This is a genomic window from Kitasatospora sp. NPDC096147, from assembly GCF_044763225.1.
Taxonomy (GTDB): Bacteria; Actinomycetota; Actinomycetes; order Streptomycetales; family Streptomycetaceae; genus Kitasatospora.
The window spans coordinates 77,949-99,343 of record NZ_JBIWFX010000017.1 but is presented as its reverse complement, the minus strand read 5'-3'; the positions used below and the strand labels follow the sequence as shown (position 1 = coordinate 99,343).

2 protein-coding genes are annotated in these 21,395 nt (G+C 76.6%); both read right to left on the bottom strand.

Annotated features, from left to right (window positions below; genetic code table 11):
* Positions 1–6: 6 nt before the first annotated feature.
* A complete protein-coding gene (locus tag ACIRBX_RS33840; RefSeq protein ID WP_402303228.1) occupies positions 7–7,131 on the bottom strand; it encodes an amino acid adenylation domain-containing protein in 7,125 nt (2,374 codons plus the stop codon).
* Positions 7,128–21,371 (bottom strand): amino acid adenylation domain-containing protein, encoded by a 14,244-nt coding sequence (locus tag ACIRBX_RS33835; protein ID WP_402303225.1) that lies wholly within the window; start codon positions 21,369–21,371, stop codon positions 7,128–7,130. Before ACIRBX_RS33835 ends, ACIRBX_RS33840 begins: the two co-directional genes overlap by 4 nt.
* Positions 21,372–21,395 lie beyond the last annotated feature (24 nt).

Sequence of the window (21,395 nt, the reverse complement as noted above, 5' to 3'; positions counted from 1 at the left end):
GTGGTGTCAGTGCTGCCGATCCGGGTGGAGTGCCCGGTCGATCAGGGGGCCGATGACCGCGAGGGCCTCGGGGGTCATCAGCTGGTCGTGCGTCAGGTCGAGCACGTGCTCGGTGAGTTCGCCGTCCAGGAAGGGCGGCCAGACCTTGCCGGGGGCGTCGTCCGCCCCGGTGGTCCGCGCGGCGGTGAAGAACAGCACGTCGCCGCCGTGGGCCGGGGTGCGGCTGGCCGCCAGCAGGCGGACGCAGTGCAGGTTGGTGTCGACGATCGCGCCGAGCAGCTCCTCGTCGAAGCCGGCCAGCATGCCCTGACTGCCCCGGATGGCGGCGATCGCCTGCTCCCGGCTGACCGTTCCCCTCGCGGAGCCCGGAGAGCCCAGCGAGTCCGGGGCGCCCGCGACGTCCGCGCTGCCGAGCCCGGCCACCCCGAGCAGGAACTCGGCCTCCTCCGCCGCGAGTCGCTCCCGGAAGCGCGGGTCGTCGACGAAGGCCCAGTCCTCGTTCTCCGGCGGGTAGGCGTCGATCAGCCCGAGGAAGGCGACCCGCTCGCCGGCCTCCCGGAGCAGCGCGGCCATCGCGTGGGCGACGGTGCCGCCGAAGGAGTAGCCGAGCAGGTGGTACGGGCCCGCCGGCTGGACCTCGCGCAGCTCGGCGAGGTAGAGCGCCGCGAGCGCGTCCACGTCGGCCACCTCGGGCAGCTCGCCGCGCAGACCGGGCGACTGGATGCCGTACACGGGGCGGTCCCGGTGCAGGTGGTGCAGCAGCCCGGCGTACTGCCAGGCGAAGCCGGAGGCCGGGTGGACGCAGAACAGCGGGGCGAGCGTGCCGCGCTGACGCAGCGGCAGGACGGTGCGCAGCGCGTCGCGGCGGGCGTCGGTGCCGATCCGGGCGGCGGTGTCGGCCACGGTCGGGGCGGACATCAGGGTGGCCACCTGGACCGGGACGTTGAGCTCCTCGCGGATCCGGCCGGCCAGCCGCATGGCCAGCAGGGAGTGCCCGCCGAGGTCGAAGAAGTTGTCGTCCACGCCGACCCCGGGCAGGCCGAGCACCTCGGCGAACAGCCGGCAGAGCAGTGCCTCGCGGGCGTCGGCGGCGGGCCGCGAGCTCCCGGCCGAGGCCGGGTCGGGCCCGGGCAGCGCGGCCCGGTCGACCTTGCCGTTGACCGTGAGCGGCAGCGCGTCCAGCGGGACGAAGGCGCCGGGCACCATGTACTCGGGCAGCACGGCGGCCAACCCGGCGCGCAGCGCGGCCGGTTCGGCGCCGCCCACGGTGTGGGCGAGCAGCCGGCCGCCCCGGACGGTGACGGCGGCGGCCGTCACCCCCGGGAGGGCGAGCAGCGCGGCCTCGACCTCGCCGGGCTCGATCCGGTAGCCGCGGATCTTCACCTGCTGGTCGGTCCGGCCGAGGTAGTCGATCACGCCGTCGGGGCGCAGCCTGACCTGGTCGCCGGTGCGGTACATCCGGCCGCCGTTCGCCGCGAACGGGTCGGCGGTGAACCGCTCCGCGGTCAGGCCGGGGCGGTCGTGGTAGCCCCGGGCCAGGCCGTCGCCGGCCAGGTAGAGCTCGCCAGGGACGCCGGGCGGCACCGGGCGCAGCGCGGTGTCCAGCACGTAGGCGCGGGTGTTCATGACGGGGCGTCCGACGGTGGCGGTGGGGCTGTCGGGGACGGCCGCGCCGAGCGCGTTGATGGTGTACTCGGTCGGGCCGTAGAGGTTGTAGCCGGTGGTGCCGGGGGTGCGGTCCAGCAGCTGCCAGAGCGGCTCGGGGACGGCCTCGCCGCCGAGCAGCACCAATGCGGGCCGGTGCCGGTCGGGGTCCAGCAGCCCGGCCTCGACGAGCTGTTGGCCGTAGGAGGGAGTCACGTTGACGACGTCGATCCGCTCCCGGTCGTAGTGCGCGGTGAGGGCCGCCGGGTCCATCCGCAGCCGCTCGCCGATGACGTGCACCTCGTGCCCGTCGACCAGCCAGAAGAACTCCTCCCAGGACATGTCGAAGGCGAACGAGACGGTGTGCGCGATCCGCAGCCGCCGCCCGCCGGCCGCCGCGACGGCGGGGGCGAAGATCCGCTCGCGGTGGTTGGCCAGCATGGTGGTCAGGCCCCGATAGGGGACCACCACGCCCTTGGGCCGGCCGGTGGAGCCGGAGGTGTAGATCACGTAGGCGGGGTGGTCGAGGTGACGGGGCGCCAGCAGTTCGTCCTCGGCGAGCGGTGCGGCGGAGTACCCGGCCAGCTCCTCGGCGAGCCCGGCGGCGTCCAGCCGCAGCGGTGCGTCGGTCAGCCCGTCGGCCAGGCCGGCGACGCCGATCAGCAGGGCGGGCACCGCGTCGTCGAGCATCGCGGAGAGCCGTTCGGCCGGGTGGTCGAGGTCCAGCGGCAGGTAGGCGGCGCCGGTCTTGAGGACGGCCAGCAGGGCGATGACGAAGTCGGCGGTGCGCGGCAGGGCCAGCGCGACGGTGCGCTCGGGGCCGATGTCCCGGGCGATCAGCGCGCGGGCCAGGCGGTTGGCCCGGCCGTCGAGTTCGGCGTAGCCGAGCCGCTGCCCGTCGAAGACCAGCGCGGTGGCGTCCGGAGTGCGGGCGGCCTGCTCGCCGAACAGCTCGACCACCGTGCGTGCGGGCACCCGGTGGCCGCGGTCGTCGCCGAGCGCGAGCAGCCGGCCCCGCTCCTCGGCGCCCAGCGGGTCGAGCCGGCCGACCGGGGCGGCGGCGTGCGCGGGCAGCGCGCGGACCAGGGCGGCCAGCCGGTCGGCGATCCGCTGCGCGCCGTCCGGGTCGAACAGGTCGGGCCGGTACGCCACGCTCAGCTCCAGCTCCCGGTCGGGGGTGACGGCCAGGGTGAGCGGGTAGTGGGTGCCGTCCACGCTGTGGGTCCAGCCGATCGCGTGCCGCTCGGTGGCGGCCTCACGGGCGGTGTCGTCCAGCGGGGTGTTGCGGAAGACGTAGAGGGTGTCGAAGAGCCGGCCGACGCCGCCGCCGCTCTGGATGTGGCCGAGGCCGACGTGGTGGTGCGGCAGCAGGGCGGCGTGTTCGCGCTGGAGCCGGACCAGGAAGTCCCGCACCGGCTCGTGCGGGTGGAGGGTGACCCGGAACGGCAGGGTGTTCATGAACATCCCGACCATCCGGTCCACGTCCGCGATCTCCGGTGGCCGGCCGGAGACGGTGGCGCCGAAGACCACGTCGTCCCGGCCGGTCAGCCCGGCCAGGGTGAGCGCCCAGGCGCCGCTGAGCACGGTGTTGAGGGTGACGCCGCAGGCGCGGGCGAAGGCCCGCAGCCGGTCGCTGTCGGCGGTGTCCAGCAGCACCGGGCACACCTCGGCGAGCACCGGCTCGCGGGCCGGGTCGGCGGGCGAGACCAGGGTGCCCTGGTCCAGGCCGGCCAGGTGCGCGCGCCAGGCGGCGGCGGACGCCTCGCGGTCGGTGCCGGCCAGGAGCCGCAGGTACTCCCGGTACGGCGTCACCGGGGGCAGCGCGTCCAGGTCCCCGCCGTGCTGGTAGAGGGTGAACAGCTCCTCGAAGAACAGCGACTCCGACCAGCCGTCGGTCAGGATGTGATGCTGCGTCACGCAGAGCACGTACCGCTCGGCGGCGAACCGGTAGACCGTGACCCGCAGCAGCGGCGGGGCGGCCAGGTCGAAGCGGGTGGCGCTGTCGGCCAGCGAGAACCCCTCCAGCGCCGCGTCCTGCGCCGCCCGGTCCAGGTGGCTCAGGTCGACCTCCCGCCAGGGCAGCCGCCACTCCCCCGGCACCAGCTGCACCGGCCCGTCGAAGCCCTCGTGCCGGAAGCCGGCCCGCAGGTTGGGGTGCCGGCGCAGCAGCGCGTCGAAGGCGCGGCGCAGCGCGGCGGTGTCCACCGCGTGCAGCAGCTCGGTGAAGTTCTGCATCAGGTAGACGTCGAGTGCGCGGTCGTCGTAGACCGCGTGGAAGTACAGGCCCTCCTGGAGCGGGGCGAGCGGGAGCACCTCCTCGACCGAGGGGCAGAGCTCGGCGGCCAGCTGCTGCTGACCGGCCGTCAGGACGGGCAGCTCACGGCGGGGCCCGGCGGGCTGCTCGGTGCGCTGGGCGCAGGCGGCGGCCAGCCGCTCGGGGGTGCGGTGCTCGAAGACCTCGCGCGGGGTCAGCACCAGCTGCTCCTTGCGGGCCCGGGTGACCAGCCGGATCGAGCTGATGCTGTCGCCGCCCAGGGCGAAGAAGTCGTCCTCCACCCCGGCGTCGGTCAGGCCCAGCACCTCGGCGAAGACCCGGCAGAGCGCGGCCTCCCGCTCGTCCCGGGGCGGGCGGGAGCCGGCCGTGCCGCCGAGCTCGGGGGCGGGCAGCGCGGCCCGGTCGAGCTTGCCGTTCACGGTCAGCGGGAGCGCCTCCACCGTGACCAGCGCGGCGGGCACCAGGTGGTCGGGCAGCGTGGCGGCCAGCGCCCGGCGGGCCGCTGCCGGGTCGGCGGTGCCGGTCAGGTAGCCGACCAACCGCCGGACGCCGGGCGCGTCCTCACGGACGATCACGGCGGCGGTGGCCACCCCGGGCAGGGCGGTGAGGGCGGCCTCGATCTCGCCCGGCTCGATCCGGTGGCCCCGGACCTTCACCTGCTCGTCGGCGCGGCCGAGGTAGTCGATGACCCCGTCGGGCCGCAGCCTGGCCAGGTCGCCGGTGCGGTACATCCGGCCGCCGTCGCCCGCGAACGGGTCGGCGGTGAACCGCTCCGCCGTCAGGCCCGGCCGGTTCAGGTAGCCCCGGGCCAGGCCCGCGCCCGCGAGGTACAGCTCGCCGGGCACCCCGGGCGGCACCGGGCGCAGCGCGGCGTCCAGCACGTACGCCGTGGTGTTGCCGATCGGGCGGCCGACCACCGGCAGCTCGCTGTCGGCGAGGTCGGCGGCGAGCGCGTCGACGGTGTACTCGGTGGGGCCGTAGAGGTTGACCGAGCGCACCCCGGGGGTGGCCCGGACGGCGGCCCACTGGGCGGCGGGGACGGCCTCGCCGCCGAGCAGCAGCAGCGCCGGGCGGTGCCGGCCGTCGGCCAGCAGGCCCCACTCCAGCAGCTGTTGGGCGTAGGTGGGGGTGAGGTCCAGCGCGTCGATCCGGTGCCGGTCCACGTAGCCGGTGACCAGTTCGGCGTCCCGGCGCTCGATCTCGTCCAGCACGTGCAGCTGGTGACCGGCGATCAGCCAGAACAGCTGCTCCCAGGAGGTGTCGAAGCTGAACGAGGCGGTGTGCAGTGCCCGCAGCTGCCGCCCGGCGGCCTCCGCCGTCGGGTCGAGCAGCGCGGCCCGGTGGTTGGCGTACAGGTTCGCCAGGCCCCGGTGGGTGAGCACCACGCCCTTGGGGCGGCCGGTGGAGCCGGAGGTGTAGATCACGTAGGCCGGGTGCTCGGGGTCCGGGACCACCGGCGTACGACGCGGGGCCTCCGGTCCGTCCAGCAGGAGCACCGGCGGGCCGTCGGCGGGCAGCGCGGGGGCGGTGGCCGCGGTGGTGACCAGGCAGACCGGGGCGGCGTCGGCCAGCATGTACGCCAGCCGCTCCGCCGGGTGGTCGAGGTCCAGCGGCAGGTAGGCCGCTCCGGTGCGCAGCACCGCGAGGATCGCCGCGACGGTGTCGGCGGAGCGCGGCACGGCGAGCGCCACCACCGACTCCGGGCCGACCCCGGCGGCGGCCAGCCGGTCGGCCAACCGTTCGGCGCGGGCGTCGAGTTCGGCGAAGGTCAGCCGCTCGCCGGTGGTGACCACCGCGAGTGCACTTGGGTGCGCGGCGGCCTGCTCCGCGAAGCGGTCGGCGACCGTCCCGGCGGGCGCGGGGAAGCTCGCGCCCCGCGCGCCGTCCAGCAGGCGCCGGCGCTCCTCGGCGCCGAGGGTGCGCAGCCGGCCGACCGGGGTCTGCGGGTCCTCGGCGAGCTGACCCAGCAGGTCGGCCAGCCGGGCGCCGATCCGCTCGGCCTGACGGGCGGTCAGCACGTCGGCGCGGTGCTCCAGGTGCAGGGTGAGCCGCTCGCCGAGGTCGGCCGCGACGGTCAGCGGGTAGTGCGTGGCGTCCCGGGCGGTGACGCCGGTGACGGTGGTGCCGCCGGTCAGCGCGGCCCGGGCGGCCGGGTCCACCGGGTAGTTCTCGATCACCAGCAGGGTGTCGAACAGCTCGCCGCCGCCGGCCTGCTGCTGGATCGCGTGCAGGCCCAGGTGCTGATGGGCCAGCAGTTCGTTCTGCTCGTCCCGGAAGCGGCGCAGCAGGTCCGCGAAGGGCTCGGCCGGGTGGGTGGCGACCCGGACCGGCAGGGTGGTGATGAACAGGCCGATCATCGACTCCACCCCGGGCAGCTCCTCCGGGCGGCCCGAGACGGTGAGGCCGAAGACCACGTCCTGACGGCCGGTCAGCGCGCCGAGCAGCAGGCCCCAGGCGCACTGGAGCAGGGTGCTGGGGGTGGTGCCGAGGCGGCGGGCGGTGGCGGTGAGAGCCGCCGTCCGCCGCTCGTCCAGTTCGACGGTGTGCACGGCGGGCCGCACCGCCGGCCCGCCCGGGCCGCCGGGGCCGAGCAGGGTGGGGCCGTCCAACCCGGCCAGCGCCCGCCGCCAGGCGGCCTCGGCGGCCGGCCGGTCCTGGGCGCCGAGCCACCGCAGGTGGTCGCGGTAGGGGCGGACGGCCGGCAGCCCGGCCTCGTCCCCGGCCGCGTCGTAGAGCGCCAGCAGGTCGCGCACCAGCAGCGGCATCGACCAGCCGTCCACCAGGATGTGGTGCACCGTCACCAGCAGCCGGTACTCGGCCTCGTCGAGCCGGGCCAGCACCAGCCGCAGCAGCGGCGGCCGGTGCAGCTCGAAGCGCTCGGCCAGGGCGGCCCGTTCGAGCTCGGCCAGCGCCTCGGCGGCGGGGCGCCCGCGCAGGTCGGCCTCGGTGACCGGGAGCCCGAGCTCGGCGGGCACGAACTGCACCGGCTCGGGCACGTTCTCGTGCCAGAACCCGGCCCGCAGGTTGGCGTGCCGGCGCAGCAGGGCGTCGGCGGCGCGCCGCAGCCGCTCGGCGTCCACCGGCCCGGCCAGGCCGACCGAGACCTGCACGGTGTAGACGTCGACGGCGTGCTCGTCGTAGCCGGAGAGGAAGAGCATGCCCTGCTGGAGGGGGGAGAGCGGGAGGAGGTCCGCGAGGCGTGCCTGGTTCACTGCTGGGCCTTCCACATCTGTTCGAGCATGGCGATCTGGTCCTGGTCGAGGTCGATCAGGTCGAGGTCCGACGGGGTGTGGCCGCCGCCGTCCCCGCCCCGGGCCCAGGCCGCCAGCCCGTCCAGGGCATCGGTCCAGGCGTCGGTGAGGGCGGTGACGGTGGCGGACGGCAGGGCGGCGGCGGCGACGATCCAACGGGCCGTCAGGCGGGGTCCGCCGGGCCCCGGTTCGACCCGGGCCACCACCTCCAGCGGGTGGGAGAGCGGGGCGTCCGGCTCCGGGCCGACCGCCAGCGCGTCCACCTCGGGGGCCGGGCCCCAGTCGGTGTCCGGGGCGGCGGCGGTCCGGCCGAGGTAGTTCCAGAGGATCTCCGGGGTGCCGTCCGGGTCGAACAGCCGCGCGGTGGCGGCGTTGGCGTGGCGCAGCAGGCCCGCGCCGAGCCCGCCGTCGGGGACGGCCCGCAGTTGCTCCTTGACCGCCTTCAGGGCCGCCCCAGCGTCGGCGCCGCCTGCCGCGCCCGGGGCCACCGGGCCCGGGTCGAGCCGCACCGGGTAGAGCGAGGTGAGCCAGCCGACGGTGCGGGACAGGTCGGCCCCCGGCAGGTGGTCCTGCTCGCGGCCGTGGCCCTCCAGCTCGACGGTGAGGGCCCGTTGGCCGCAGACCCGGGCGGCGGCCAGGGCGAGCGCGGTCAGCAGCACGTCGTTGACCGAGCCGTGGACGGCGGCCGGCACGGCGTCCAGCAGCGGCGCGGTCCGCTCGGCGGAGAGCGCCACGCGCACCTCCCGGGCGGTGGCGGCGGTGTCCACCGCCGGGTCGAGCGGACGGCTGCCGAGCGGGCGCCCGGCACCCCGGGTGACCTCCGGCCAGTGGGCGGCCTCGGCGGTGCGGCGGGCGGTGTGCGCCTCGGCGAGCAGGTGCGCGGTCCAGGCCCGGAGCGAGGTGCCGACCGGCTCCAGGGCCGGTGCGGCCCCGCGGGCCACCGCTTCCCAGGCGGCCCGCAGGTCGCCGAGCAGGATCTGCCAGGAGACCTCGTCCACCACCAGGTGGTGCGCGACCAGCAGCAGCCGGCCGGGCTCGCCGGGGCCGAGGTCGAAGTGCACGCCCTGCACGGTGCGGCCCTCGGTGGGGCGCAGCCGCGCGGTGGCGGCGTCGGACTCGACGGTCACCGCCTCCCGCAGCGCGTCGGCGGGCAGGCCCGCCACGTCGACGGTGCGCAGGCAGTCGGCCGCCGTCAGCGCACCGACCGGCCCGGTCTCGGCGCTCCACACGCCCGGCCTGGCGATGGTCAGCCGCTGACGCAGCCCGGCGTGACGGTCCAGCACCGCCTGGAGGGCGGTGACCAGTTCGGCGTACCGGGCACCCGGCGGGAGCCGGAGCAGGCGTGCCTGCGCGAACCGGTCGACGGGGCCGCCGCGTTCGGCGAACCAGTGCGCGATCGGCGGCAGCGGCAGGTCGCCGACGCCGTCGTCCGGCGGCGCGGCTGCGGTGCCGGTGGCGGGGAGCGGGCCGAGCTCGGCGGCGGCGGCCAGCGCGGCCGGGGTGGCGTGCTGGAAGACCTGCCGGGCGGTGAGGGTGATCCCCGCCCTGCGGGCCAGCGAGACCAGCCGGATCGAGACGATGCTGTCGCCGCCCAGCTCGAAGAAGTTGCCGTCGGGCGGGACGGCCGGCAGGCCGATGGCCTCGGCCATCAGGGCGGCGATCAGCGCCACCGGGTCGGCGGACAGGGCGGGTTGAGGACCGGCGGACGGCACCTGGCCGCCCGGCCCGCCGATTACCGACGGCGCGGCGGCAGCTCCGGCCCGGGCCGGACCGCCGGGCTCGCGGTCGGCCGGTGCGGGCGAGGCGGTCGGCGCCGCCCGATCGGCCGGGGCCACGGGTGGCGCGGCGGTCGTCCCACGCACCGTCACCGGATCGGCGGGCGCGGCGGGTCGGGGTGCTGCCCCGGCCGGGGCGGGCAGGGCCCGGCGGTCCAGCTTGCCGTTGACCGACAGCGGCAGCCCGTCGAGCGCGACCACCACGGCCGGGACCATGTACGCGGGCAGTTGCTCGCCCGCCAGCCGGCGCAGCTCCGCCGGATCGGGTGCGGCGCCGCGCGCGGCGACCACGTAGCCGACCAGCCGGGGCCGGCCCGGCACGTCCTCCCGGACCGTGGCGGCGGCCTGGGCGACCCCGGGTGCGGACGCCAACACCGCCTCGATCTCGCCGAGTTCGATCCGCAGCCCGCGCAGCTTCACCTGCCCGTCGGCCCGCCCGAGGTAGTCCAGCCGGCCGTCCGGCAGCCACCGGGCCAGGTCCCCGGTGCGGTACATCCGGGTGCCGGGCGGCCCGTACGGATCGGCGGTGAACCGCTCCGCCGTCAGCCCCGGCCGCCCCAGGTAGCCCCGGGCCAGCTGCTCCCCCGCCAGGTACAGCTCCCCCGCCACCCCCACCGGCACCGGCCGCAGCCCCGCGTCCAGCACCCGGACGGCGGTGTTCCAGACCGGACGGCCGATCGGCACGCTGCCGCCCGCCGGGCCGGGCCGGTACCGCTCGTAGGTCACGTCCACGGCGGCCTCGGTCGGCCCGTACAGGTTCTCCAGGGCGACCGGCAGACCGGCCGCCGAGGCGGTGAACCGCTCGGCCAGCTCCACCGGAAGGGCCTCGCCGCTGCACACCACCAGCCGCAGGCCGGGGCAGTCGGCGATCCGCTCCTCCGCCAGGAAGGCGCGCAGCATCGAGGGCACGAAGTGCAGCACGGTGACCGCCTGACGGCGGATCAGCCCGGCCAGGTAGTGCGGGTCCTGGTGACCGTCCGGGCGGGCCACCACCAGCGGCACGCCCTCGGCGAGCGGCCAGAACAGCTCCCAGACCGACACGTCGAAGCCCGCCGGGGTCTTGTGCAGCACCCGGTCACCGGCGGTCAGCCAGTGGGCGTGCTGCATCCAGCGCAGCCGGTTGACGATCGCGCCATGGCTGACCTGGACGCCCTTGGGGCGGCCGGTGGAGCCCGAGGTGAAGATCACGTAGGCCGGGTGGCCGGGCCGCAGCGGTGCGATCCGGTCGGCGTCGGTCACCGACTCCGCCGAGAGCCCGGCGAGTTCGGCCTCCGCCGAGTCCAGCACCAGCCGCGGCGCGGTGGCCGCCGTCGGCAGCCGCTCGGCACCCGCGCGGTCGGTGAGCAGGCAGACCGGCCGGGCGGTCTCCACCAGGTAGGCCAGCCGCTCGGCCGGGTGGTCCAGGTCCAGCGGCAGGTACGCGCCGCCGGCCCGGACCACGGCGTGCACCGCCACCAGCAGGTCGGCCGAGCGGGGCAGGGCCACCGCGACCACCGACTCGGGGCCGACGCCCCGTCCGATCAGCAGCCGGGCCAGCCGGTTGACCCGCTCCTCGAAGGCGGGCCGGGTCAGCGCGTGGTCGTCCAGCAGCAGGGCCGGGCCGGTGGCCCGGGCGGCGCCCTCGGCGACGAGGTCGGCCAGGGTGCCGGGCGGCACCGGGTGCGCGGTGTCGTTCCAGGCCGTCAGCCGGTCCTGCTCCTCGGCGGAGAGCAGGTCGAGTTCGGCGAGCGGCCGGTCCGGCTCGGCGACCGCCGCGCCGATCAGCCGCACCAGGCGGTCGGCCAGCGCGCGGGCGGTGGCGGGCTCGAAGCGGTCCAGCGCGTAGCGGACGCCGCCGAGCAGACGGCCGGAGCCGTCCGGAGCGGCGCCGAAGGCGAACTCCAGGTCGAACTTGGCGCCCCCGGCGTCGAGTTCGACCTCCTCGGCGGGCAGGCCGAGCAACCGGGCCGGGCTGGCCGGCGCGGAGTGGAAGGTGACCATGGTCTGGAACAGCGGGTGCCGGGCCGCCGAGCGGGCCGGCGCGACCGCCTCCACCACCTGCTGGAACGGCAGGTCGGCGTGGTCGAAGGCGGCCAGGTCCGCCGCCCGCACCCGGCCCAGCAGCTCGGCGAAGCCGGGGGTGCCGGACAGGTCGGTGCGCAGCACCAGGGTGTTGAGGAAGAAGCCGACCAGGCCGTCGAGTTGCTCCTCGCCGCGCCCGGAGACCGGGGTGCCGACCACGATGTCCTCGCCCGCGCCGAGCCGGTGCAGCAGCGCGGCCACGGCGGCGTGCACCGTCATGAAGACCGTCGCCCCGTGCTCGCGGGCCAGGGCGGCCAGCGCCTCGGCGGTGGCCGCGGGCAGCTCGAAGTGCGCGACCGCGCCCCGGTGGCCGGGCAGGGCCGGCCGGGGGCGGTCGGCGGGCAGCGCGATCTCCTCCGGCAGTGCGGCCAGCGCCGCCCGCCAGTGCTCCCGCTGTCCGTCCACCGGCAGCTCCGCCTGCCAGAGCGCGAAGTCCGGGTACTGCACCGGGAGTTCCTCCCACTCCGGGGCGTGACCGGCCAGTCGGGCGGCGTAGCCGCGGTCCAGATCGGCCAGCAGCGGGCCGGTCGACGCCTCGTCACCGGCGATGTGGTGCAGGGCGATCACCAACAGGTGGTCCTGCGGGCCGACCCGCAGCAGTGCGGCCCGCAGCGGCGCCTCGGCGGCCAGGTCGAAGGCGGGGGCCAGCACCGCCCGGGCCGCCGCGTCCAGCTCCCCCTCGGCACAGTCGGCCACCGTGAGCCGCACGCCCGAGGCGCCGGCCGGCAGCACCCGCTGGCACGGCTCGCCGTCCCGCTCTCCGTAGACCGTGCGCAGCGCCTCGTGGCGGTCGACGACGTCGGTCAGCGCCGCGCCGAGGGCCTCGGCGTCCAACTCGCCGCGCAGCCGGACGGCCAGCGGGATGTGGTACGCCGCTCCGGTGTCCTGCACCTGGTGCTGGAGCCAGACCATCCGCTGCGCGGCCGACAGCGGCAGCGGGTCGGGACGGACGGCGGCGGGGGCCAGCGGCGGGCGGTCGTTCCCGGTCCGGTCGGCCAGCCGGGCGGCCAGGGCCGCCACCGTGGGCGCCTCGAAGACGTCCCGCACCGCGACCGCCACCCCGAGCACCGCGCGGATCCGGCCGGCCAGCCGGGTGGCGAGCAGCGAGTGCCCGCCGAGGGCGAAGAAGTCCTGGTCCGCCCCGACGGCGGCGAGGCCCAGCAGCTGGGCGTAGACCCCGCAGAGCAGTTCCTCCCGCGCGTCCCGGGGTGCCCGGCCGCCCTCGGCGGCCAGCGGCCCCGGTGCGGGCAGTGCGGCCCGGTCCAGCTTGCCGTTCACGGTGGTCGGCAGGGTGTCCAGCACGACCACCGCCGAGGGCACCAGGTGCTCGGGGAGTTCGGCGGCCAGCGCCCGGCGGAGCAGGGCCGGGTCGGCGTCGCCGGTGACGTAGGCGACCAGCCGGGGCAGCCCGGGGGTGTCCTCGCGGACGGCGGCCACCGCCGCGTCCACCAGCGGACGGCGGGTCAGCGCGGCCTCCACCTCGCCGAGTTCGATCCGGAAGCCGCGCAGCTTCACCTGGTCGTCGGTGCGGCCCAGGTACTCCAGCAGCCCGTCGGCCCGGCGCCGGGCCAGGTCCCCGGTGCGGTACATCCGGGTGCCGGGCGGCCCGTACGGATCGGCGGTGAACCGCTCCGCCGTCAGCCCCGGCCGCCCCAGGTAGCCCCGGGCCAGCTGCTCCCCCGCCAGGTACAGCTCCCCCGCCACCCCCACCGGCACCGGCCGCAGCCCCGCGTCCAGGACGTGGGCGCGGGTGTTGTCCAGCGAGCGGCCGACCACCGGGGTGGCGGCGTCCCCGATCCGGGCCACCAGGGCGTCGACGGTGAACTCGGTCGGGCCGTAGTAGTTCACCACCTCCACCTCGGGGTGCCCCGCCAGGGTCTGCCAGAGCGCGGGCGGCACGCCCTCGCCGCCGAGCAGCAGCACCCGGGGGCGGGCCTGCGGCTCCAACAGGCCGCAGGCGAGCAGCTGTTGGGCGTAGGACGGGGTCACGTCCAGGGCGTCCACGGCGTGCCCGGCGCAGTAGGCCACCACCGCCTCGGCGTCCCGGCGGTCGGTCTCGTCCAGCACGTGCAGCTCGTGGCCGGCCACCAGCCAGAGCAGTTGCTCCCAGGAGGAGTCGAAGGAGAACGAGGCGGTGTGCAGCGCCCGCACCCGGCGGCCGAGCCGCTCGGCGACCGGGCGGTAGAGCGTCCGGTCGTGGTCGTGGAAGAGGTTGGTCAGGCCGCCCTGGTCGAGCAGCACGCCCTTGGGGCGGCCGGTGGAGCCGGAAGTGTAGATCACGTACGCGGCGTGCCGGGGGTCGGTGGCCACCCGCACCGGTCCTTCTCGCCCCTCCGCCAGGGCCGTTCGGACCGCCGGTGCGTCCAGCACGATCCGGGCCGGGCCGTCTCCGGCGGCGGGCAGCAAGGCCTCCGTGGCGGTGGTGGTGAGCAGGCAGTGCGGCGCGGCATCGGCCAGCATGTACGCCAGCCGCTCGGCCGGGTGGTCCAGGTCCAGCGGCAGGAAGGCCCCGCCGGCCCGGAGCACCGCGAGGGTGGCCACCACGGCCTCGGCCGACCGGGGCAGCGCGAGCGCGACCACCCGGTCCGGGCCGACCCCGCGATCGGCCAGCAGCCGGGCCAACGCCTCGGTGCGGACGTCGAGTTCGGCGAAGCTCAGCCGCTCCTCGCCGCAGACCAGCGCGGTCGCGCCGGGGGTGCGAGCCGCCTGGGCGGCGAACAGCTCGGCGATCGAACCCCCGGGCACCGACCGGGCCGTGTCGTTCCAGGCCGCCAGCCGGTCGTGCTCCTCGGCGGAGAGCAGGTCGAGTTCGGCGATCGGCCGGTGCGGATCGGCCGTGACCCGGCGCAGCAGCCGGACCAGACGCTCGCCGAGCGCGGTGACGGTGGCGCGGTCGAACAGCGCCTCGGCGTACCGGATGCCGCCCGCCAGCTCCGTCCGGCCGGGGATCCGGCGCAGCAGGACGTCCAGGTCGAACTTGGCGGTGCCCGGGTCGACCACCAGCTCGGCGGTCTCCAGCCCGAACACCCGGCGGGTGTCGGGCCCGTCGGCCTCGAAGGCCACCATGGTCTGGAACAGCGGGTGGCGCAGCGGCGAGCGGGCCGGGTTGAGCGCCTCCACCACGCGGTCGAACGGGGCGTCCGCGTGCTCCAGCGCCGCCAGGTCCACCGTCCGTACCCGGTCCAGCAGTTCGGCGAAGCTCGGGCGGCCGGACAGGTCGGTGCGCAGCACCAGGGTGTTGACGAAGAACCCGACCAGTCCGTCCAGCGCCGCCTCCCCGGCCCGGCCCGCCACGGGGGTGCCGAGCGGGATGTCGTCCCCCGCGCCGTGCCGGTGCAGCAGTGCCGCGACGGCGGCGTGCACCAGCATGAACAGGCTGCTGCCGCGCTCGTGGGCCAGCTCCGCCATGGCCGCCGCCACCTCGGCGGGGACGGTGAACTCCACCTCGCCGCCCCGCCGGTCGGCGGCGGCCGGCCGGGGCCGGTCGGCGGGCAGCGCGATCTCCTCCGGCAGTCCGGCCAGTGCCGTCCGCCAGTGCTCCAGCTGTCCGTCCACCGGCAGCTCCGCCTGCCAGAGCGCGAAGTCCGGGTACTGCACCGGGAGTTCCTCCCACTGCGGGGCCCTACCGTCCAGCCGGCCGGCGTAGGCCTGCTGGAGGTCTGCCAGCAGCGGCGCGGTCGACCACTCGTCACCCGCGATGTGGTGCAGCAGCAGGAGCAGCAGCTGATCGCCGTCGGGGGCGTTCAGCAGGGTGACCCGCAGCGGCACCTCGGTGGCCAGGTCGAACGCGTACCGGGACGCCTCGACGGCCTCGGCCGTCAGCCGGTCCTCGGCCACCTCGGCGACCGCGAACGGGACCTCGGCCTCCGCCGGGGTGAGCACGCGCTGGTACGGCTCGCCGTCGCGCTCGCCGAAGACCGTCCGCAGGCTCTCGTGCCGGGCCACCACATCGGCCACGGCCGCCCGCAGCGCCGCTGCCTCCAGGCCACCGCCCCGCACGCGCAGCGCCACCGGGAGGTTGTAGGCCGCCCCCGGCCCCTCCAGCTGGTGCAGGAACCACAGGCTGCGCTGGTTCGCCGAGAGCGGCAGCGGCTCGGGCCTCGGTCCGGCGACCAGCGCGGGCCGGGTCCCGGCGCCTCCCGCGCCGCGCCGGGCCAGCCGCAGGGCCAGGCCCGCGACGGTCGGCGCCTCGAAGACGTCCCGGACGGTGACCTCCGCACCGAGTGCCGTCCGCAGCCGTCCCGCCACCCGGGCGGCCAGCAGCGAGTGGCCGCCGAGCGCGAAGAAGCCGTCGTCCGCCCCGACCTCGGCCGCGCCGAGCACCTCGGCGAAGACCTCCGCCACGGCCGTCTCGGCGGGCCCGGCCGGGGCCCGGCCGGTGGTGCCGGCGGGCTGCTCGGGGGCGGGCAGGGCGCGCCGGTCGATCTTGCCGTTGGCGGTCAGCGGGATGGCGTCGAGCGCCACCACGACGGCGGGCACCATGTACTCGGGCAGCACGGCCGCCACCCCGGTGCGCAGCGCGGCCGGCTCGGCGGTGCCGGTGACGTAGCCGACCAGCTGCCGTCGGCCGGGGACGTCCTCGCGCACCAGGACGACCGCGCGGGTGACACCCCGCTGGGCGGTCAACGCGCGCTCCACCTCGCCGAGTTCGATCCGGAAGCCGCGCAGCTTCACCTGGTCGTCCACCCGGGACAGGAAGTGCAGCACCCCGCTCCGGTCACGCCGCACCAGGTCACCCGTGCGGTACATCCGGCTGCCGGGCGGCCCGTACGGATCGGCGGTGAACCGCTCCGCCGTCAGCCCCGGCCGCCCCAGGTACCCGCGCACCACCTGACGCCCCGCCAGGTACAGCTCTCCCGGCACCCCCGGCGCGACCGGGCGCAGGGTCCCGTCCAGCACGTACGCCCGGGTCTCCGGGAACGGCCGCCCGATCGCCGGGGTGCCCAGGTGGCCGGCCCCGAGCTCGGCGCCGGTGGCCCAGACGGTGACCTCGGTCGGGCCGTAGACGTTGGTGGTCCGGCGGGTCGCCCGGGCCAGCCGCTCGGCCGGCTCGGCGGGCAGCGCCTCCCCGCCCACCAGTGCGTGCACTCCCGCCAGGGCGGCCGGGGCCCGCTCCGCGAGCAGCGCGTGCCAGAGCGTGGGCGTGGCCTGCACCACCTTCGGCCGGTGACGGTCGATCAGTGCGGCCAGCGCGCGCGGTTCGCGGACGGTGTCGCGGTCGGCGAGGACGACGGTGGCGCCGCTGATCAGCGGGACGTGGATCTCCAGGGCGGCGATGTCGAAGGAGACCGTGGTGACGGCCACCAGACCGTCCCCCGGGCCGAGGTCCAGCTCTCCGCGCATGGTCTCCAGGAAGCAGGCGAGCGCGCCGTGCGGCACCACCACACCCTTGGGCTTCCCGGTGGACCCGGAGGTGTGGATCACGTACGCCGGGCTCCCCGGGTCCACCGGCCCGGGCAATGCCGGTGCCGCATCGGCCAGTTCCGTGGCGGTCGCGGGATCGTCCAGCACCAGCACGGGTGCCCCGGCCGGCACCAGGTGCGCGGTCGCGGCCAGCGTCAGCACACAGACCGGCCGCGCGTCCTCCACCATGAACGCCAACCGCTCCGCCGGATAGTCCAGATCCAACGGCAGGTACGCCGCCCCGCTACGCAGCACCGCCAGCATCCCCACCACCAACTCGGCCGTACGCGGCAACGCCAAGCCCACGAACGACTCCGCACCCACCCCCCGCGCACGCAGCACCGCCGCCAACGCCCCCACCCGGGCATCCAGCTCCCCGTAGGACAGCCGCACCCCACCCGCCACCACCGCCGACGCATCCGGCACCGCCACCGCCCGCTCCGCGAACAGCTCCACCACCGAACGCCCGTCCCCCACCCGATCGTTCGCGTTCCACTCGATCAGCTGCCCGCGCAGCGTCTCGTCCAGCAGGTCCAGCCGGGAGACCCGGAGCGCGGGATCGGCGGTCACCTGGGCGAGCAGGGAGATCAGCCGGTGGCCCAGGTCCTCGGCGGTGGCCCGGTCGAAGACGTCCGAGGAGTAGAACACCCGGAGTCCGAGCTCCTCACGGCCGGCCGTGTCCGCGAAGGTGAACTCCAGGTCGAAGCGCGCCGTGCCCGGGTCGACCGGCTCCGTCCGGGCGGGGCAGCCGAACAGCACCGAGGTGTCCTGGGTGACGGTGTTGTGCGACACCATGGTCTGGAAGAGCGGGTGACGGCCCAGCGAGCGGGCCGGGTTGACCGCCTCCACCACCCGGCCGAACGGCGCCTCGGCGTGCTCCAGTGCCGCCAGGTCGACGGCGCGGACCCGGGCCAGCAGCTCGGAGAAGGCCGGGTCCCCGGACAGGTCGGCGCGCAGCACCAGGGTGTTGACGAAGAATCCGACCAGGCCGTCGAGGGCCCGCTCGCCGCCGCGCCCGCCGACCGGGCTGCCGAGCGGGACGTCGTCCCCGGCACCGTGCCGGTGCAGCAGCGCCGCCACGGCGGCGTGCGCGACCATGAAGACGCTGACCCCCGCCTCCCGGGCCAGCGCCCGGACGCCGGAGGCCAGTTCGGTGGGCAGCCGCAGCTCCACCAGGCCGCCGCGCCCGCTGGGCCGGGCCGGGTGCGGACGGTCCACCGGGAGCGGGACCTCCTCCGGCAGACCGGCCAGCGCCGTCCGCCAGTACGCCAGGTCGCGGGCACCGTCGAGTCCGGCCTGCCGGAGCGCGAAGTCGGCGTACTGCACCGGCAGCGGCTCCCAGGCCGGGGCGTGCCCGGCCAGCCGGGCGGCGTACGCCCGCTGGAGGTCGGCCAGCAGCGGGCCGCGTGACGCCTCGTCACCCGCGATGTGGTGCAGGGCCAGCACCAGCGCGCTGCTCCGCCCGCCCGGCGCGCGCAGCAGCGCGACCCGCAGCGGCAGGTGGTCCGCCACGTCGAAGGGACGGGCCAGGACCTCGGCGACGGCGTCGGCCAGGCCGTCGGCGGGGACCTCCCGCACGGTGACGGTGTCGGCCGCCTCGGCGGGGGTCAGGACGCGCTGGTACGGCTCGCCGTCGTGCGCGCCGAAGAGCGTCCGCAGGCTCTCGTGCCGGGCCACCACGTCGGCGGCGGCTGTCCGCAGCGCGTCGGGATCGGGGCTGCCCTCCAGGTGGGCCACGAACGGAATGGTGTAGGTGGCGCTCGGGCCCTCGACCTGCTGGAGGAACCACAGACCGCGCTGCGCGTACGACAGCGGCAGCGGCTCGGGGCGGGCGAGCGGGACCAGCGGGACGGGCTCGGGACGGGCGGCGGCGCTACGGCGACCGGCCAGCCGGGCGGCGAGTGCGGCCACCGTCGGCGCCTCGAAGACGTCCCGGATGGTCACCTCGGCCGCCAGCACGGACCGGGCCCGGCTGACCACCCGGGCGGCGGGCAGCGAGTGGCCGCCGAGCGCGAAGAAGTCCTGCTCGGCACCGACCGAGGGCAGCCCGAGGGCCTCGGCGAAGATCTCCGCGAGCGCGCTCTCGACCGGCCCGGCCGGGGCCCGGCCGGTGACCTCGGCCGTCCGGCCGGGGGCGGGCAGTGCACGCCGGTCGATCTTGCCGTTGGCGGTCAGCGGGAAGTCGTCCAGGACCAGGATTACGCCGGGCACCATGTACTCGGGCAGCACGGCCGCCGCCCCGGCCCGCAGCGCGCCCGGCTCGGCGGTACCGGTCACGTAGCCGACCAGCTGGGGCAGCCCCGGCACGTCCTCGCGCACCAGCGCGACCGCGCGGGTGACACCCGGCTGAGCGGTCAACGCGGCTTCCACCTCGCCGAGTTCGATCCGGAAGCCGCGCAGCTTCACCTGGTCGTCCACCCGGGACAGGAAGTGCAGCACCCCGCTCCGGTCACGCCGCACCAGGTCACCCGTGCGGTACATCCGACTGCCGGGCGGGCCGAACGGATCGGCCGTGAACCGCTCCGCCGTCAGACCCGGCCGCCCCAGATAGCCACGCACCACCTGACGCCCCGCCAGGTACAGCTCCCCCGGCACCCCGACCGGCACCGGCCGCAGCGCGCCGTCCAGCACGTGAGCGCGGGTGGTGGCGAAGGGGAGGCCGATCACGGGCACACCGGTGTGCGTGCGGTCCAGCTCGGCGCTGGTGGCCCAGACGGTGGCCTCGGTCGGGCCGTAGACGTTGGTGGTCCGGCGGGTCGCCCGGGCCAGCCGCTCGGCGAGCTCGGCAGGCAGCGCCTCCCCGCCGACCAGCGCGTGCACCCCCGCCAGCGCCGAGCAGGAGCCGTCGGCCAGCAGCAGGTGCCAGAGCGTGGGCGTGGCCTGGACCACCTTCGGGCGGTGACGGTCGATCAGGGCGCCCAGCGCCTGCGGGTCCCGCACCGTGTCGCGGTCCGCCAGCACCACGGCGGCGCCGGTGGTCAGTGGTCCGTGGATCTCCAGCCCGGCGATGTCGAAGGAGACCGTGGTGACGGCCACCAGCCCGTCCCCCGGGCCGAGGTCCAGGTCCGCGCGCATCGCGGCCAGGAAGTCGGCGAGCGCGCCGTGCGGCACCACCACACCCTTGGGCTTCCCGGTGGACCCGGAGGTGTGGATCACGTACGCCGGGCTCGCCGGATCCACCGGTGCGGCCACCACCGGTACGGCGGCGGCCAGTTCGGCTACCGTCTCCGGTCCGTCCAGCACCAGCACGGGTGCCCCGGCCGGCACCAGGTGGGCGGTCGCGGCCAGCGTCAGCACACAGACCGGCCGCGCGTCCTCCACCATGAACGCCAACCGCTCCGCCGGATAGTCCAGATCCAACGGCAGGTAAGCCGCCCCACTGCGCAGCACCGCCAGCATCCCCACCACCAACTCGGCCGTACGCGGCAACGCCAGACCCACGAACGACTCCGCACCCACCCCCCGCGCACGCAGCACCGCCGCCAACGCCCCCACCCGGGCATCCAGCTCCCCGTACGACAGCCGCACCCCACCCGCCACCACCGCCGACGCATCCGGCACCGCCACCGCCCGCTCCGCGAACAGCTCCACCACCGAACGCCCGTCCCCCACCCGATCGTTCGCGCTCCATGCGGCCGGCTCCGTCGCGGGGAGCAGGTCCAGCCGGCCCACCGGGGTCTCGGGGGCGGCGCCCGCCACCGACTCCAGCAGGCGGGCGAACTCGGCGCAGCGGCGGTCGAGTTCGTCCGCCGGGTAGGCGCTCGGGTTGGCGTCGAGCTCGAACCGCAGCCGGGTGCCGCCGTCCAGGTACAGCGAGAGGGTGAGGTCGTCGACCGGTCCGGCCGCGATGTTGTGCGGGGCGCCCGGGGCGCCGTCGAAGTCGAGTTGGTCGTCGAACGCCTTGATGTTGACCATCGGCCCGAGCGGTCCGCGTCCGAGACCGACCGCGTGGAGGTCGCGGCGGATGTCCTCGGCCCGGTAGCGCTGGTGCCGGCGCAGGTCGCGGACGGCTCGCACGCAGCTGCCCGCCAGGTCCGCCAGGGTGGTGTCCGGGCGCACCGGGACCCGCAGCGGCAGCACGTTGACCGTCATCACCGGCACCCGCAGCGCGGCCGAGCCCAGCCGGGACATCGCGGGCAGGGCGAGCAGCACCTTCCGGCTGCCGGTCATCCGGTGCAGGTAGGCGGCGAAGGCGGCGGTGGCGAGCTCGGCCCAGGTGGCCCTGGTCCGCTCGGCGAGCGCAAGCAGCGCGGCGGTCGGGCCGGTGTCCAGGGTGGCGCCCCGGCGCAGGAAGACGGGTGCGGCGGGGCGCGATCCGCCGGAGAGCGTCGCGACCTCGGGGCGGTCGGCCAGCCGCTCCCGCCAGTGGGCGCGGTCCTTGTCGTACTGCGGGGAGTCCCGGTAGGCGGCCTCCTCGTCGAGCACCGCACCGATCGCCCCGAAGGGAGTGGGACCCGGCTCGGTGCCGCGCCGCAGCGCGGTGTACACCTCGGCCACCCGCCGGGTGAACAGGGCGAAGCCGTAGGCGTCCAGGGCGATGTGGTGCACCCGCTGGTACCAGAGCACCCGGTCGTCGGCCACGGTGTGCAGCGCGAAGGCGAACAGCCCGCCGTCCGCCGCCGGATCGGCCGGCCGGTGCATGTCGGCGTGCATCAGGGCGAGTGCCGCCGCGTCCGGGTCGGGCTCGGCCCGCAGATCGGTGGCGCCCAACTCCCAGTCCCCGGGCCCGGTCCGCTCCTGGTAGGGCGTCCCGTCCCGCTCCCCGAAGGCCATCCCGAGCACCTCGGTCTCGGCGACCGTGCGGCGCAGCGCCCGTTCGAACAGCGCCCGGTCGACCTGCCCGCGGATCTCCACGTACTGGCCGACGTTGTAGGCCGGGCTGTCCGGGGCGAGCCGCTGGCCGTACCAGACGCCGGTCTGGGCGCCGGTGAGCGGCAGGCGGGGGTGCGGGCGGGCGTTCATGGTTCGGGTGCTCCAGGGTTCGGT

What these genes read in the sequence shown, in the direction of transcription:
- ACIRBX_RS33835 (WP_402303225.1), bottom strand. Translation starts at nt 21,371, where the DNA reads ATGAACGCCCGCCCGCACCCCCGCCTGCCGCTCACCGGCGCCCAGACC.